Source organism: Chryseobacterium sp. BGA-UO-ETr-SB22 (assembly GCF_059567885.1).
Window position 1 is genome coordinate 1458976 of the sequence record NZ_JCAQOV010000005.1, and the last position, 16662, is coordinate 1475637.

17 protein-coding genes are annotated in these 16662 nt (G+C 36.8%); 12 read left to right on the forward strand and 5 right to left on the reverse strand.

The annotated features are described in order from the left end of the window. Window positions 1–60: 60 nt before the first annotated feature. Window positions 61–1551 carry an aminotransferase-like domain-containing protein gene (locus AC57AW_RS13945; protein ID WP_496352362.1) on the reverse strand — a complete coding sequence of 497 codons (1491 nt, stop codon included), beginning with the start codon at window positions 1549–1551 and terminating at the stop codon, window positions 61–63. A gap of 66 nt (window positions 1552–1617) precedes the next feature. Between AC57AW_RS13945 and AC57AW_RS13950 the strand changes: the two genes are divergently transcribed. The 5 genes from AC57AW_RS13950 (at window position 1618) to bioA (ending at window position 6634) form a co-directional block, all read left to right on the forward strand. Beyond that, on the forward strand, window positions 1618–2241 hold the full coding sequence (locus tag AC57AW_RS13950; protein ID WP_496352363.1) for a hypothetical protein: 624 nt from the start codon (window positions 1618–1620) through the stop codon (window positions 2239–2241). Next, a complete protein-coding gene (locus AC57AW_RS13955) occupies window positions 2234–3343 on the forward strand; it encodes an aminotransferase class I/II-fold pyridoxal phosphate-dependent enzyme (RefSeq protein ID WP_496352364.1) in 1110 nt (369 codons plus the stop codon). The genes AC57AW_RS13950 and AC57AW_RS13955 overlap by 8 nt, the downstream gene beginning before the upstream one ends. A gap of 46 nt (window positions 3344–3389) precedes the next feature. After that, the gene (bioD, locus tag AC57AW_RS13960) at window positions 3390–4001 is read left to right on the forward strand and encodes a dethiobiotin synthase (RefSeq protein WP_496352365.1); all 612 of its coding nucleotides are present in this window, start codon (window positions 3390–3392) and stop codon (window positions 3999–4001) included. Window positions 4002–4003: 2 nt separating this feature from the next. Next, complete coding sequence (gene bioB, locus AC57AW_RS13965; RefSeq protein ID WP_318845823.1) at window positions 4004–4987, forward strand: biotin synthase BioB; 984 nt, start codon at window positions 4004–4006, stop codon at window positions 4985–4987. 354 nt (window positions 4988–5341) lie between these two features. Then, window positions 5342–6634 carry an adenosylmethionine--8-amino-7-oxononanoate transaminase gene (bioA, locus tag AC57AW_RS13970; RefSeq protein ID WP_496352366.1) on the forward strand — a complete coding sequence of 431 codons (1293 nt, stop codon included), beginning with the start codon at window positions 5342–5344 and terminating at the stop codon, window positions 6632–6634. Between the two features lie 127 nt (window positions 6635–6761). Here bioA and AC57AW_RS13975 read toward each other — a convergent pair whose 3' ends face one another. From AC57AW_RS13975 to AC57AW_RS13985, 3 genes are all read right to left on the reverse strand, one after another. Then, the gene (locus AC57AW_RS13975) at window positions 6762–7313 is read right to left on the reverse strand and encodes a hypothetical protein (RefSeq protein ID WP_496352367.1); all 552 of its coding nucleotides are present in this window, start codon (window positions 7311–7313) and stop codon (window positions 6762–6764) included. A gap of 39 nt (window positions 7314–7352) precedes the next feature. Beyond that, window positions 7353–8804 carry a T9SS type A sorting domain-containing protein gene (locus AC57AW_RS13980; RefSeq protein WP_496352368.1) on the reverse strand — a complete coding sequence of 484 codons (1452 nt, stop codon included), beginning with the start codon at window positions 8802–8804 and terminating at the stop codon, window positions 7353–7355. Between the two features lie 142 nt (window positions 8805–8946). Next, a complete protein-coding gene (locus AC57AW_RS13985) occupies window positions 8947–9261 on the reverse strand; it encodes a winged helix-turn-helix transcriptional regulator (protein WP_496352369.1) in 315 nt (104 codons plus the stop codon). 91 nt (window positions 9262–9352) lie between these two features. Between AC57AW_RS13985 and AC57AW_RS13990 the strand changes: the two genes are divergently transcribed. Further along, entirely contained in the window at window positions 9353–10120 is a 768-nt protein-coding gene (locus tag AC57AW_RS13990) for an MBL fold metallo-hydrolase (protein WP_496352370.1), read from the forward strand. Between the two features lie 106 nt (window positions 10121–10226). On the opposite strand, the gene AC57AW_RS13995 is transcribed toward AC57AW_RS13990, so the two are convergent. Further along, window positions 10227–11432, reverse strand: a complete 1206-nt coding sequence (locus AC57AW_RS13995; protein ID WP_496352371.1) for a CynX/NimT family MFS transporter — start codon at window positions 11430–11432, stop codon at window positions 10227–10229. A gap of 71 nt (window positions 11433–11503) precedes the next feature. On the opposite strand from AC57AW_RS13995, the gene AC57AW_RS14000 reads away from it, so the two are divergent. The 6 genes from AC57AW_RS14000 (at window position 11504) to AC57AW_RS14025 (ending at window position 16608) form a co-directional block, all read left to right on the forward strand. Then, on the forward strand, window positions 11504–12286 hold the full coding sequence (locus AC57AW_RS14000; RefSeq protein WP_496352372.1) for a helix-turn-helix domain-containing protein: 783 nt from the start codon (window positions 11504–11506) through the stop codon (window positions 12284–12286). Window positions 12287–12866: 580 nt separating this feature from the next. Further along, a complete protein-coding gene (locus tag AC57AW_RS14005; RefSeq protein ID WP_496352373.1) occupies window positions 12867–13475 on the forward strand; it encodes a hypothetical protein in 609 nt (202 codons plus the stop codon). Between the two features lie 85 nt (window positions 13476–13560). After that, the gene (locus AC57AW_RS14010) at window positions 13561–14736 is read left to right on the forward strand and encodes an MFS transporter (protein ID WP_496352374.1); all 1176 of its coding nucleotides are present in this window, start codon (window positions 13561–13563) and stop codon (window positions 14734–14736) included. 2 nt (window positions 14737–14738) lie between these two features. After that, window positions 14739–15488 (forward strand): siderophore-interacting protein, encoded by a 750-nt coding sequence (locus AC57AW_RS14015; protein ID WP_496352375.1) that lies wholly within the window; start codon window positions 14739–14741, stop codon window positions 15486–15488. A 53-nt stretch (window positions 15489–15541) separates the two neighbouring features. After that, window positions 15542–16111, forward strand: coding sequence for a Crp/Fnr family transcriptional regulator (locus AC57AW_RS14020; protein ID WP_496352376.1), 570 nt, complete (start codon window positions 15542–15544; stop codon window positions 16109–16111). A gap of 134 nt (window positions 16112–16245) precedes the next feature. Then, the gene (locus AC57AW_RS14025; protein ID WP_318845811.1) at window positions 16246–16608 is read left to right on the forward strand and encodes a hypothetical protein; all 363 of its coding nucleotides are present in this window, start codon (window positions 16246–16248) and stop codon (window positions 16606–16608) included. Window positions 16609–16662 lie beyond the last annotated feature (54 nt).

Sequence of the window (16662 nt, forward strand, 5' to 3'; positions counted from 1 at the left end):
CCTTAAAACATCTTGTTTTGAATTTTATTTGCGCCCTTGCGTTGTCCAACTAATAAATAATCAGCTTATCAATCCCTTCACGTTTTTCGAAAAAACCTCAATCCCTTTATTCATTTCTTCAAAATTAAGATCTCCAAAACCCAATCGCATTGCAGTAAGCCCTTTATTCTGGTACAATAATGTTTTAGGAATGAAAAGATTGTCTTTCGCACAATTTCGGCTAAGCTGCATCAGATTCAGCGGAATATTCCATTCCATCCAAATCGCCAACCCTCCGGAGGGTTTTTGAAAGGTAATAAGCTCACCCAGATTTTCTTCCAGCAGTCCGGAAAAATGATCACGCCTTTCCTGATAAACTTTTAAAGATTTCTTGAGATAGCGGTTGATTTCTCCTTCTGCAATCATTTCTCCAAGCGCTCTTTCCATCAGAATATCGCCCTGACGGTCAATAATTCCCAGATATTTACGCATTTCTGTCATCAGATTTTCTGGAGCCACAATAAATCCTGTCCTGAATCCCGGAGCCAAAGATTTCCCGAAAGAACCAATATAGATCACCATTCCGTTCGTATCAGCACTAGCCAAAGGAAGAATAGGACTTTTATCATAATGAAATTCATAATCATAGTCGTCTTCCAGGATAATAAATCCGTATTCATTGGCCAATTCCAGCAATTCAAATCTCCTCTGAGCACTCAATGCAACCGTAGTAGGATAGTGGTGGTGCGGAGTAAGATAAAGCATCCGTATTTTCTGCTTTTTGCAGGCTTCTCTTACACTTTCCACTATAATTCCTTCCTCATCAATGGGAATAGAAACAATATCAACCCCGGCTTTCATAAAGATCATATTGACAGAGAAATAGCTCAAAGCTCCCACCAATACAGTGTCACCAGCAGAAAGAAGAATTTCGGAAACAATATAGATACTCATTTCCGTACTTCGGGTGATCAAGAGGTTATTCTTAGAAATAGGAAGTCCTCGGGAAAGATTCAGGTATTGAGATAAATGTTCCTTAAAAAATTCACTTCCGTCATGATTATAATGTCCTAAAGCTTTTTGGTTGGATTTACGTTTCAGAATAGAACTGTAAAACCGGGAATGCTGCCCGATTTGTGTTAAACGGATATCCGGCACCCCATCATTAAAGATATACTCACAGTCCGAATGTTCAAAAGGATTATCTAAGATATTGGATGTTTTGAATGAAAAACCAGTTGTTATTGGATAATTTTGAAGGTTATTATGCTCAAAATCGTTTACTTTTACAGGTTTTTCCTGATCTTTTCCTATGACAAATGTTCCTTTATTCGGAAAAGTCTCTGTCCAGCCCTGAGCCGACAGTTCATCGTACACCGCAACCGCTGTATTTCTATGGATTTCCAGCATTTCACTGAAGGTTCTTGTCCCCGGAAGCTTTGTTCCGAAAGGTAGAAAACCTCGCTGAATAGCGTTGATCAGCTGATTGGCGATCTGCAGATAAATAGAAGTCTCTGATTTTCTATCAATCTTTATAAAACTTTCATAAGGAATCTTAACCGGACTATCCATAATATAAAAACTGGCACCATGTAACCATCCGGCAATATACTACTTTTGACATCAAAATAAAAATCTATGGAATTTCAGCATCTGTTAAAAAAAATTGTGCAGCAAGGAAGTATCCACGCCAAATGGCTGAACACCCTTTCTTTTATGGAAAATGCCGGGGCAAGAAAAATATCAAAATGTGAACATCCCACTTTGGTTTCTCAGATCCAGTTGAAACACGCTGCTGAAGAACATCGCCATGCTTACTACCTTAAAAAACAGATTGGAAAAATAGATCCTGAATTATGCAAAACTTATGAAAGCACCGAGCTTCTGGCTCCTATCGCAACAAGCCAGTATCTTCATTCGTTGGATATTAAAGCCTGCAGATATCTTCAGGAGGCTTTTAAACTCAATAAAGTAGACCTGAGATATGCCGCTTATCTTTTCGTAACATATGCAATTGAAGTTCGTGCTGATGAGCTTTATCCTGTATATCAGGAGGCTCTTACCGAAGCTTCTTCTAAAATTATGGTAAAATCTATTATCCTTGAAGAAGAAGGACATCTGGAAGAAATGATCAATCAGCTTAACGAATTTGCTCCAGACTGGCAGCAGCACGCAGATCATATCCTGACCATAGAAAAAGATCTGCATACAGAGTGGATTAATGCTGTTACAGAAGAAGTGGCTCAGTTAGATTATGCTTAACAATAGCTGTCGTTTTCAGGAGTCCCTTGATAAAAGGGAAGAGGAAGGAACATTAAGGCGTTTGCGGTTTCAATCTGATGGAATTGATTTTTATTCCAATGATTATCTGGGGCTTGCCAAAAGTAAAGAGCTTCAAAACATTCTGCTGGAGAAGATTATGGATAATCCTCAACTGCTTTCAGGAAGTACTGGTTCAAGGTTGATCAGTGGAAACAGCGATGTAGCCACTTCGGTGGAACGTTTTATTGCTCAAAAACATCAGTTTGAATCAGCGTTACTTTTTCCGTCTGGATATAATGCTAATCTGGCTTTGTTTTCCGCACTTCCCAGCCGTCATGATGTGGTAATTGTGGATGAACAGATTCATCGGTCTGTGCATGATGCCTGCCAACTGTCAAATGCTAAAAAGCTGAAGTTCAAACATAATGATCTTGAAGATCTTGAGAATATTTTAAAAAGACGGCAAGGACATTGTTATATCGCCATAGAAAGTCTTTATTCGATGGAAGGCGACTTTGCTCCCGTTCAGGAGATTGCAGCGATTGCCGATCAGTATAAAGCTTCTTTGATTATTGACGAAGCCCATGCATTCGGAGTTTTTGGATATGGATTGATTGAAAAATATCAGTTACAGCAAAAGGTTTCTGCAGCAGTTGCTACCTATGGAAAAGCCCTTGGAGCTCATGGAGCAGCAATTCTTTGCAATGAAACGGTAAAATCTTATCTGGTGAATTTTGCAAGTCCTTTTATTTATACCACTTCAGCGCAGGATTTCCAGTGGGTGAGTATAAAAACAGGGTATGAATTTCTGGATCAGCATCAGGAACTGGCAAAAAAGCTTCAGGATAATATCAAAATTTTCCGAAGTAGAAATTTACAGTCCCCGTCATCAGAAATAAGCCCTATTCAAGCCATTTTAATCTCGGATAACCAAAAACTGAAAGCATTACAGAATACTTTATCTGAGGAAGGATTTTTAACTTATGCCATATACAGTCCGACGGTAAAGCCAGGAAGTGAACGCCTTAGAATATGCCTCCACAGCTTTAATACAGAAGAAGAAATTATTAAAATGACAGGGATTGTTAAAGAATCTATTTAAAGTATAATTTTTCAAACCCCGCAACACGAATCCCGAACCCAAACCCATGAAATTATTTATAACAGGAATAGGAACCGAAATAGGAAAAACAGTTTGTTCAGCTGTTTTGGTTCAATATTTTAAGGCAGAATACTGGAAACCTATACAATCCGGTGACCTGCATCATACAGATAGTCATAAGATTGAAGCATGGACAGATCATACAACCTGTCATCCGGAAACTCATCGTTTACAGCTGGCCGCATCACCACATCAGTCTGCAAGAGAAGAAAATATCACAATAGATCTGAATGATTTTCAATTACCTGAAACAGAAAACCCACTAATTGTAGAAGGTGCAGGCGGCCTGATGGTACCCATTTCGGATACTACTTTTATGATTGATCTGATAGAAAAATTAAACCTTCCCACAGCATTGGTTGTAAGAAACTATCTAGGCTGCATCAATCACAGTTTGCTTTCGATCATGGCTTTACAACAAAGGAAAATAAAACTGGAATACCTGATCCTTAACGGAGATTTTCCTGCTGATACAGAAAGAGTGATCTGCAATTTTATTAAAAAAGAAACAAAAATTATAAGGATTCCAGAGATCGATCATACCGACAAGGAATCAATACAAAATGCTGCAAAGCAATTAACAATAGCAAAAATATGATAATGGATACTAAAACAACATTGAGAAACACATGGACCAAAGAGGAAATTGAAGAAATTTATCATTTACCTCTAATGGAACTTATCTATAAAGCTGCGACTGTACACCGTGAATGGCATGATCCTTCCGAAGTACAGATTTCTACGTTATTATCCATCAAAACCGGAGGCTGCCCGGAAGACTGTTCATACTGCGGACAGGCTGCCCGTTACCACACCAATATCAAAGTACAGGCTTTATTACCTACAGAAACAGTAATTGCGCACGCTCAGAAAGCAAAAGATTCCGGATCATCAAGATTCTGTATGGCTGCAGCATGGCGTGAAGTTCGTAATAACCGTGATTTTGACAGGGTGATTGATATGGTAAAAGGAGTAAATGAACTTGGGCTGGAAGTTTGCTGTACGCTCGGAATGCTTACAGAAGAACAGGCTTTAAGACTGCAGGAAGCAGGATTATATGCTTACAATCATAATCTTGACACTTCTGAGCAGTATTATGAAGAAATCATTTCTACCAGAACTTTTGACAATAGAATCAATACCATTAACAATGTAAGAAAGGCAGGAATCACCGTATGTTCCGGAGGAATTATCGGGCTTGGTGAAACGCACAGAGATAGAATTTCAATGATTCTGACGTTGGCAACAATGCCAAAACATCCGGAATCTGTTCCCATCAATGCATTAGCAAGAGTAGCAGGAACTCCATTGGAAGATAATGAAAAAGTAGATACCTGGGAAATGGTGAGAATGATCGCTACTGCAAGAATTGTAATGCCTTCTTCTATGGTAAGACTAAGTGCCGGCCGTATAGAAATGTCAGAAACAGAGCAGGCATGGTGCTTTATGGCAGGTGCTAATTCTATTTTTACGGGAGAAAGAGAAACATTATTGGTGACGCCTAATCCGGGAGTTTCTGAAGATATGCAGATGCTTCAGACTTTAGGGCTGAAACCTATGATGAAAAAAGAAACATGCTGTTAGACAATTATGAATTATAAATAATGAGTGATGAGTTGGATTACAGGTATTATAGGGTTTATTGCAAAATTGGTTTTTGAATTTTTATAACCTGTATGAATCTGATATAGGTTGGAAAACGCAAAGACGCAAAAAAAAATGTAATAAGTAATGTTTTAAGGCGCAAGGATTTTATCTCCGATAAAATTGAATACGGGTCTATATGAAACACCAAAACGATCTTCATACACTTGCTGAAAATCTTCGATTTTCTTGCACCTTAATTCATCATAATCATGATAAAACTTTGCGCCCTTGCAATTATCCAACATTAAACCAAATTATCTTATCACTCATTACCCCATTTTACATCATTACATGAATACAATAACAAAAGAAACCAGCCTCCAGCAAAGAGATAAAAAGGTCAACTGGCATCCCTATACGCAGATGAAAACGGCAGACGATGCTATTCCTATTGTAAAAGGAAAAGGAATTTATCTGTATGATAACGAAGGAAAAAAATACCTTGATGTCGTTTCTTCATGGTGGGTTACTTTGCATGGGCATTCTCATCCTTATATTGCACAACGTGTTTTTGAGCAGTTAAATACACTGGAACAGGTTATTTTTGCAGGATTTACTCACGAACCGGCTGTACAGCTTTCGGAAAACTTATTACAGCTTCTGCCAACCAACCAGAAGAAGATTTTTTATTCTGATAATGGCTCCACGGCAGTTGAAGTAGCTTTAAAAATGTGTATTCAATATGCATACAATCAGGAAAAGAAGAAAACGAAGATTTTAGCTTTTAAAAATGCTTATCACGGAGATACTTTCGGAGCGATGTCTGTAAGTGAAAAAAGCTTTTGGACAAGACCTTTTGAAAGCATGCTGTTTGAAGTCGTTTTCATTGATACACCCAATGCTGAAAACCTGGAAAGTCTTCAGTCACAAATTAAAGAACTGGCTGATGAAACAGCGTGTTTTATCTATGAACCATTGGTTCAGGGTGCAGCTGGAATGCTGATGTACAAAGCAGAAGATCTTAGCCAACTGATGAAATTCTGCAGAGAAGAAGGTGTTATTATGGTACAGGACGAAGTTTTTACAGGATTCGGAAGAACGGGTAAACTTTTTGCCGCTGATTATCTTACAGAAAAGCCGGACATTATGTGTTTTTCAAAAGGGTTAACGGGAGGAACCATGCCAATGGGAATCACCACCTGTTCTGATGAAATTTACAACGCTTTTCTTTCAGATGACCGTTATAAAACTTTATTTCATGGGCATTCGTTTACAGCCAATCCTTTAGCCTGTACAGCGGCTTTGGCCAGTATGGAAATACTATTGACAAATGAAACTCAAATGAATATCAACCGCATCACTCATCAACATTCAGAGTTTGCAAAAGCACTTGCTTTTCATCCTCATGTAGAAAAGGTTCGTCATATCGGAACTATCCTTGCTTTCGATTTTAAAACCGGAAATGGTACTTCTTATTTCAATGAAATAGGGAAGAAGCTATACAATGAATTCTTGCAGAGAGGGATTATTATGAGGCCGTTGGGAAATGTAATCTATCTGGTTCCGCCATATTGTATTACATCCGAAGAATTGGATTTTGTATATCAGAATATTATGGAAGTTCTGGATCAGTTTAGAGATTAAACAGATCCCTTCAGGTAATAATTTTTTTTAATTTTTTAAACCTTATAGATTTCTAAAATCTATAAGGTTTTTAATGTGTAATTATTTAATAATAAAGCGATTAATCAGATTATCTTAACCCGATCATTTAAAGCTCTTGCTCCGTTTTCTTTAAAATGCCAATCAATTCTCTCAATTCTTCTTTACTGAATTCAAGTAAATTCTGATTATAATGACTTGACGGAATTTTTATATAGTTGACCCAGGATGAACGTTTCTCCCGATAAACACTTCCGAATTCAATAGCACTCATGGTGACAAACTTATATTTGGTTTCCTGATTTGATTTTTCATTTTCTTTCTGTTCTACAGTCTGAAGAGCCTGAATGAGCTTTCCTAGTTCATTCTTATCTATTGTAAGAGTCCTTTTCGATATTTCATCAAAAGTTTCATATTCATACATCATCCCCAGAAAAGTTTCTGATGAATTATCCGAAGCATCTTTCGTTGCAATTTTTTGAATATTTAGGTTTTTAAACTTACCTACATCAATAATTTTCTTCTCAATTAATGTCCCTTTTCTTGAATTGATGGTAAGCCCGCGAGATGTCGGTATAGATCTTTGAATAGGAGGAGGTGTGATTTGAGCAGCTGCCCATGCACTTGATACAAAGGAAATCACAATGATGATTCTTTTCATTAATAGAATTGTTATTAGTTTTTTAAATATATATTTTTTCTACTTCTTAATTAGTTTTTTTGTAGAAAATCTTCCATTTTCAAAAATAGCTTTTGCAAAATAAACCCCTTCAGAAAGTTCAGAAATATCAGACTTATTTTCTATTACTGTTTTCACTAATTTTCCACCAGCAGAATAGATCTCTATTTTATCAATTTTTTCTTTTGATTGGAACATTAAATGATGTTCTACAGGACTTTCAAAAGTAATTTCAGGATTATTTTTTATAATTCCTTTTGTTGCTAATGTGGCAGTACCATTTACAAGATATTTAACAATATTAAATGTTTCTCCATCAGTGCTCACCATGATATTATCATCAAAAACCTTTATTGAATTAATGCTGTGATAAATTAAATTAGGATCATTTTCTATATATTCTCCAAATACAGGATCAACAGCTCCATTTTGATTAAGCTTAGAGATATAATAATAAGTGTATCCGCTGTTATTGAGTTCAGCATAGCCCGCGATATAATAAGAACCATTTTTTTCATAGATATCCCGAAATTCAAGGCCAACAATCCCATTATAATTGAATGTGGTATCTGGTGTACCATCGGCATTAAGTCTTCCTAAAACAGGTGGAGTCTGCCACGATAAATCATTCTTTGCATATACAATTTTATCAGCAGAATCTACTTTTACAATACTGGCTTCTCCACTAAACAAAACTTCTCCATTGCTACCAAAGCCAATCATAGGCTGTCCGTTAACAGTGTATTTTTTTATTGTGCCATTTCCGAAAAAAAGAAGATTAAACTGATTATCTAAAATGATACGAGGAAGATAAGAGCTTTGAAAAGGATTTTGTTGATAAGTCAGTATTTCTCCGTTATTCCCAAAGCTATTGTCTAATGTACCATCAGAATTTAATCTCAATGTATGAGTTTTCGAATCAGTCTGACCAAAAGAATCCATACTAATTCCTGAAACAAGAATTTTATTTCCCTGCTGTATAAGATTAGTTGATTCAAAAGAAACGGATAAATTGGCCAATGCCTTTATTCCTCCATTTCCAAATGAAGGGTCTAATTGTCCATTGGAAAGTAATTGAACTACATCCAAATAATATGTACTGTTTGTAGAGTCATATCGCTTGAGTAGTAAAGTTAATTTATCATCGGTATGTCTTAGAAATCCAACAAGAGAACCGTCATTGTAGTTCAAGGCAATTTTACCATTCGTACCAAAAGTCAAATCTAAAAGGCCACTATAAGTTGTCGCTTTAGAAATAGTTAATTGGTTAGTGCTGGTATTATAGGATTTATAAAATACTGAAGTTGTTGCTGCAGTTAATTCTCCTGCATAAGTGCTTCCCGTTCCTAAATATGAGCTTCCTACTGGAAGAGTATGAATTCCGTTTGAAGCAAACGTAGGATCTTTAGAAATAATTTGTGCAAAGGAAGCTTGTGCCACGAGAGTAAGCACAAATAATAATTGTTTTTTCATTGTTTGGTTTTTTTAATAAAAATTTTTGAGGTTATAATGTAACCTGTGTAAGTTTATAATTTTTAGGTTGTGTTTTCAAATGTATGATAAAATTTTATAAAAGTAAAAAGAAGCTTAGATTTTTGCTTTACAAGACCTATCTTTACCCAAGTCCATTTCCCCATAAATGTAACTCAGAAAGAATAGGACCAAGTTTTTTTCCTTTTCCGGTTAACTTGTAGTATACTTCGGGCGGAAAATTGTAGACTTCAATCCGTTCAATAATAAGGTCGTCTTCAAGCTGTTTCAATTGCTCTGCAAGTACTTTTTTGGAAACCCGGGGCATGCTTCGCCAAAGTTCCACAAAACGTACTTTATCTTTCTCAAAAAGATTGTGCAGAATCAACGGTTTCCATTTCCCTGAAAGGATATTCAGACTCCGTCTCAATCCACAGTTTTTAAATTCTTCAAAATTCATAAGTCAATGAATATTTATGGTTAACCTTTTGGTAACCTTCGATTGTTTTACTTCAATCCGGCAATAGCTTTGCTGTACAAACTTAGTCAAAATGAAATTACAATTATGGCGCAATGCAACATTGCTATTGAATATTGATGGATTTTCTATCCTCGTAGATCCAATGCTTGGCGAAAAAGGGTCTCTTGGCAAATTCCCAATGGTAGACAACGAATTACTGAATCCTCTGGTAGACCTGCCTTTTAGCAAGGAAGAATTAAAGCTAAAACTGGAAACAGTAGATGCTGTAGTGGTTACCCATCTTCATCCCGATCATTGGGACACCGCAGCTATTGAATTTCTTGACAAAAATATTCCGATCATCTGTTCGGATGTTATTTCGGAACAAATTATAGAACAGGGTTTTACAAATGTTATCGCTGTAAATAATAAACTCCAATGGAAAAACATTGAAATATCTATAACCAAAGGAAAGCATGGAACCGGAGAAATTGGAGAAAAAATGGGACTCGTGAATGGTTTTGTTTTTAAAACAGAAAATAAATCCGTTTATATTGCAGGTGACAGCATCTGGTATGACGAAATTGCACAGGAAATTGATAAGCATCAGCCACAACATATTATTGTTGCAGGAGGAGCAGCCACTTTTTCAGTGGGAGATTCTATTATTATGACTAGTGAAGATATTATGAAAGTCTGTGAATACGCTCCAGAATCCACTGTTTGGGTCACTCACCTGGAAGCAGTAAGCCATTGTAAAGAAGATCGGAAATTCATCCGGGAAAAGATCAATGAAAATGGATTAGACAAAAGATGTTTTGTTCCTGATAATGGAGAAGAAGTGGAGCTTCATTTTTAACTTATATACAGGTCTTTTACTTTGATACTGTAAAAATTAAAGACACTCAAAATATAAAAAGGATAGAATCAGAATTCTATCCTTTTTATTGTATGAATAATCACTTTTAATCCTCTACACATTTATTTCTTGCAGCCTTCAGTCCAAAATACAACATCAGTATTACCGCGAAACTTAACAAATAAAAGGAGCTGTTCCAGGAAATATCCCAGTCATGCAGTTTTCCAAATAATGGAGGTCCAAATGCAGCAATCATATATCCTACAGACTGTGCCATTCCCGATATTTTAACAGCATTGATACTGCTTTTTGTTCTCGTAGAAAAAAACAGGATAGACAAACTGAAAGACAATCCGTTAGAAATCCCGATGATAACAGCATTCACATAGATCCACTGAGATTTCAGAAACACAAACATCATCGTACTTCCAAACATCAGAGCGCATATGAAAAGTATCATTACCCTTTGGTCTTTCATTTTACTGGCAATAATCGGGCAGCAGAACGTCACCGGAATCATTGTAATCTGAATCACAAAGAAGACCCATCCGGAGCTTTCTCCCTGCATATGAAAATCTGCAAGAAATGAAGGCAGCCAGGCCACAAGACAGTAATAAAATAAAGACTGCAGACCCATAAAAACGCTGATATTCCATGCCTGGGCAGATTTAAACATATTAAAATCAGAAGTACTGAGTGCCGTTTTTGGTTGATTCGGATTTCTTTTATTAAAGATAAATTCCAATGCTAAAACAAGGAAACCCAATGCTGCAATAACCAGCCAGATTCCCAAAGAACCTTTCCATCCAAACCCGGTCAGTTCCCCGATTTTTACACTGAAACCAGAAGCCAAAGCCGCTGTAAGATTCATGGATACAGCGAAAATTCCTGTCATAAGCCCAATCTGCTTCGGGAAATTATTTTTAACATATCCCGGAGTGACCACATTTCCAATGCATATTCCTAAGCCAATAAATATAGAACCTAAAAACAACAGCCAAAGAGATCCGCTGATTCTTAAAAATAAACCAAAACTTAAAATAATCAGGGAATACATCAGGAGTTTACTGATTCCAAACTTATTGGAAAACTTACTCACCAGCACAGAACAGGCTGCAAACATAAACAGTGGGATAGAGGTAAGGAGACTCACCTGAAAATTATCCAGCTTCAATGCATCTCTTATTTCGCCCAACACTGGAGCCACAGCCACAATGGGTGAACGGAGGTTGCTGGAAATTAATATAACCACCAGAACATTAATGATTAATAAAACATACGAAGCATTCCTTTTTACTTCATTCTTCATCATAATAAAAACTTTTGCACAAAATTAGTATAGTAATTTTGTTTAATTTTGCCAAAGTTTTAACCTAAAACGACATGGATGCTATCGACAATATAAAAATAGATGATCTGAAGAAGCCTTACTTTGTTTGGTTTGAAGAAAACTGGGTTCATGATGATGTTTTCCATAACCACCAGAAAGGGCAGCTGGTATATGTGGAAAGCGGTTTTCAGTACATTACCATTGAAGAGAAAATCTACCTTCTCCCACAAAACCATGCCGTATGGATTCCTCCGAATGCCGTTCACAAAACCAATTCCCATTCCGAAAAGATCAAACTGATGATCATGTTTGCAGATATTAGTACAAAGAATCCCTTTTATCACGAGATCAACGTGTTTTCTGTTCCTCCAGTTTTAAAAGAAATGATAAAATATGCAGAAAAATGGTCTAAGCAAATGATTTCAGATGATAATGAAAATCTATTTCTGAAAGCACTCTTCAACGAACTTCCAAGATTTGTAGAACATTCATTGACACTTCACATTATTCTTCCAAAAGATCAGCGCCTTACAAAAGTCATTGAACATCTGCATAATCACTACCGGGATGAAATAAAGATGGGAGATCTCAGCGATACAGCTCTTTTATCTTTTCGTACATTGGAGCGTATTTTCAAAAAAGAAACCGGGCTCACCTTAAGTAAATATCAACAGATGCTTCGTATCATTAAAAGTCTGGAGTTTCTGAGCGCTGGCCATCTTACCATTTCAGAGACAGCTTATGAAGTAGGGTACAAGAGCGTGCAGGCCTATACCAGAAGTTTTTTGTCTGTGATGCAGTTCAGGCCTACAGATTTTATTAAAACGATTCAATAGCCGTTTAAAGCAATTCCAGAGGGGGTCGAAATATATAGAAAAAGAGACTTATTGAGATCTTAAAACTTTGAGTAATCCTTTGTAGAAAAGCAATTGGCTTGTTAAAAAAAAGAGATATTTCACATTTAGTCAATTTTTCCACTTCAGCAGTCAATATTCTATTATGACATAATTTAAAATAAAAAGGTCTCCACGAATGGAGACCTTAAAAAAACACAAATGATGAAAAAAAATTATTTCGATTCACAAATATAAACAAAAATCACATTATGCAAAACATCATAAGCTTATTTTTTTTAAAAATTATTTATTTTAAGTAAAAAAAATTATTCTCTAAATGATTTTAGTTTTACTTAGGATTTCGAAATTATTTATACAAAAACATATCCGGTTAAATATAATTCGCGCCCTGATGAATTGTGAACTGTTTTTTAGTTCAAACAGAGAAGTCCCAAAAAGTGAATTATGATCAAAACAAAGGACTCTTTAAACCAATACTCAAACAATTGTTTAACTTTTTCATGACTCTACTCATAAAATCTATAAGTTTTTTGCAGTATTTTTTCAAAAAACCTATTGCATGAGTCCAAAAAAATTCAAAGGAGTTCCTAAACAAAAATTCGGAGGTTTCCATGATACAGAAACCAGAAAGTTATTTGAGCAGGACTTGATGTCGTTGAAGTTTGAAATATTAAAAGAAAGATTGTTCTCAGTCAATAAATGGGAAAGCTATTGTGGGAAGGCATTTGCAGCATTTAAGCTTTATGACTTCAGTGGCAATCCGGTAGATCGTGAACCACAAAAAGGAGATTTCATCAGGATTGATATTCCGGGACCGGGAGAACCTGAGGCCAAAGGATATGATTGGGTAGAGATTACAGATATTTGCTTCTACCAGAACAGCTTTGCTGAAAGCATAACAATGACCTGCAGGCCATCCGGAAATCCTGAAAATAAAAAAAACCGCCATATTGCTCATTTTTACAGTTCCGGAGCAAGCTCTACCTTTATGATATCGAAAAGTCCGGCTCATTTAAAAGCAGCAGTATACGGGCGAAATGAAAGACCTAATCTGAATGCAAAGTTCCTTGATATCATCAGGAATCTTGTTACCGCTGCAGGAGGAATGATGGGAGCCGCCAAAATACAATGGAAACAGCTTACCGATGGTTTTTTAGATTTTGAATAACTATTTTCTGCCTTTTTTGATCTAGATCAAAGTTTAGTATTTGTTGTACAGGGACATTTGCACCCGAATATTTTAAACAAAATTTATGAGTACAACATTAGAAAAAGGGCAGACTATTAATTTTTATCAGGCGACCGCTCCCATTATCATTTCGGTATTCGGAGTTTACCTTACGATAGGAATTGCTTTGGGAATACTTCCCGGGTTTGTCCAGAACACATTAGGTTTTGACAGCGTTATCGTGGGGCTTGTTATTGGTCTCCAGTCATTGTCAACACTTTTGACCCGCGCGTATTCCGGGAAGATTACAGATACTAAAGGTGCCAAGAAAAGTAAAATGTCCGGGATGGTATTAGCTGTTATTGCCGGGATTGTTTATGTACTTGCGGTACTATTTCAGGCTCATCCGCTCATGGCACTTATCTTTCTTTTACTTGCAAGAATCATCCATGGTGTTGGTGAGAGCTTTCTGGTTACCGGAGCATTAACGTGGGGAATAGGGCTGGTAGGACACTCCAATTCCGGGAAAGTAATGACCTGGAACGGTATTGCCATGTATGCAGGAATTGCGGTGGGAGCTCCTGTCAGCATCTGGTTGAGTAAAGAATACAATATGCTGCCTGCCTTTATCCTTATGGCCCTGCTTCCTCTTGTAAGCTGGCTTTCTACCGCCAAACTGCCTTCTATTCCTGTAGATAAAGATCACGTACGAACGCCTTTCTACAAAGTAATTGGTGCAGTATCAGGTCAGGGGCTGAGTCTTGCTTTCTCATCAATGGCTTTTGGATGCATTGCTTCTTTTATTGCTTTATTTTTCTCACAAAAGAATTGGGGAGATGCTTCACTTACTTTTATGGTCTTCGGAATATGCTATGTTCTTACCCGAATTTTCTTTGCTTCTTTTCCTGATAAATACGGAGGTTTTAAGATTGCATTCCTCTCTCTGATCATCGAAGTGGCAGGGCAGCTGCTGATCTGGACATCTGCTTCCAAAACATTAGCCATTATCGGATGTGGATTAACCGGGGTGGGATTTTCATTGGTTTTTCCGGCTTTGGGAGTTCTTGCCATTCAAAAAGTAAAACCACAAATGAGAGGAACCGCATTAGGAGCCTACGTGGCTTTCGTTGACCTTTCATTAGGACTGGCAGGGCCAATAGCAGGACTGATTGCGGGCTGGTTTGATTATCAGACGGTGTATCTGTTCGGAGGAATCAGCTGTGTTCTGTCTATGCTTATTTTACTATTTAATAAAAAATAAAAATGGAAAAATCTATAATCACTCAGGCAGAGAAAACTAAAAAAATACGTTCTGCATTTATCGTTAAAAATAAACAATATCTTACTCCACATCTTATCCGTGTAGTATTTGAAATCAATGAACATCAGCTTGAACTGCTAGCCAATGTACGCTCAGGTTCTAATAATAAAATCCTTATTCCAACTGAAGAGGGAAACGTTCCTTTAATCAGAACATATACCAACAGAAAAATTGATCTGGAAAATAGGGAATTAAGTATAGATTTTGTTGCCCATGGTGATAACGGACCTGCTTCTGCCTGGGCATCACAAGCGAAATCCGGCGATTCTTTGGAAATAGGAATGAAAGAAAGTACAAGGCCTCTGATTCCTGATGCCGATTTTTATCTGCTGGCAGGAGATGCAACAGCCTTACCCGTTATTTGTGCCATTGCAGAGCAGTTTCCTCCTTATGTGACCGCAAAAATAATATTGGAAGTTACAGATAAGGATGATGAACTTATTCTGTGTTCCGCAGCAAATATTTCAATTGAATGGCTTCACAATCCTCATCCGGAAGAGGGAAGCCGGCTCGCAGAAGTTGTAAAATCTGTTCAGTTTCCCTCAGGAGTTTTGAAAGAATATGTCTATATCGCTGCAGAATATGCAACCGTACAGGAACTTCGTACCCATTTCAAAACAACTCTGCAGTGGGATCCACATGGTTTGTATATTTGTTCATACTGGAAAGCCGGACAGGCAGAAAACCCATAGACAGTATGGAATAAAAGAGGTAAGCAAAGCCATTTATTGCTATTTTTGCTTACATGCAGGAACTTTTAACTTCATATATCAAAAATAGAATATCAGTAACGGATAAAGAATTGGAAACCATTCTTTCTTATTTCAGGCTTGCTCAATTAAAAAAGAATGAGATCCTCCTTTCTAATGGGCAATACAGCCAAAGAACATTTTTTGTGGTAAATGGCTGTCTCCGTATATTTTTCATCAATGAAGAAGGGCAGGATTCCACCCGCTATTTTGCCTTTGAAAATCAGTTTGCAACAGCACTTACCAGCTTTATTACTTCTGAACCCTCCGATGAATTCATTGAAGCCGTGGAGGACTCCGAAGTATATTATATCACTCATAAAAATTTTTATCATCTCCTGGATATTATTCCGCAATGGGAAAAGTTTTACAGAATATATCTGGAAACTGCTTATGTGAATAATACGAAGAGACTGATGTCTTTCCTGGTTCAGGATGCCCTTGAAAAATACCGTCAGCTGCTGGATGAAAATCCTGTTGTAGTAAGAAGACTTTCTAATAAAATGGTGGCTTCCTATCTTAATATCTCCCAGGAAACTCTAAGCAGATTGAAGTCAAGACTTTGATTTTTTGTTTGATAAACCTAACATTATTTAGGAATAGCTAGTATTTATTTAAACCACTTTTAAACTGGCTAAAATTATCAAAAAATTAATACTGGAGCCTGTTTAAGAAAAATTTAAGCCTTATATTTGCAGCCATGTTAAAATGGTTCTCCATATTATGCTCAATGATGTATGTGCTGGCTACCACCAATGCGGGGGAAGTACTGAAGGTACCTATGTTTGTGGAACATTTTATGGAATACCACGGAAGTTTATCAGAATTTGTCATGGAACATTATGATAATCACAAACAGGATTCTGACTGGGATACTGATCAGAAACTGCCGTTTATCAATCCTCCCATTGTATTGACTGTACATGCCCAGCTTCCGGAACTGACATTCGAAATAAAAAAACCTAAAGAAATTACTGTTTCCCCAAAAAACAGTATTTATAAGGAAAAAGATTTTTCCAATCATTACCTTTCTCAGATTTTCCAGCCTCCACGGCTTTCTTAACTGATTTTATACTGACATTGCTTTAGCTTTAAAGCAGTCCATTTATTATTACAT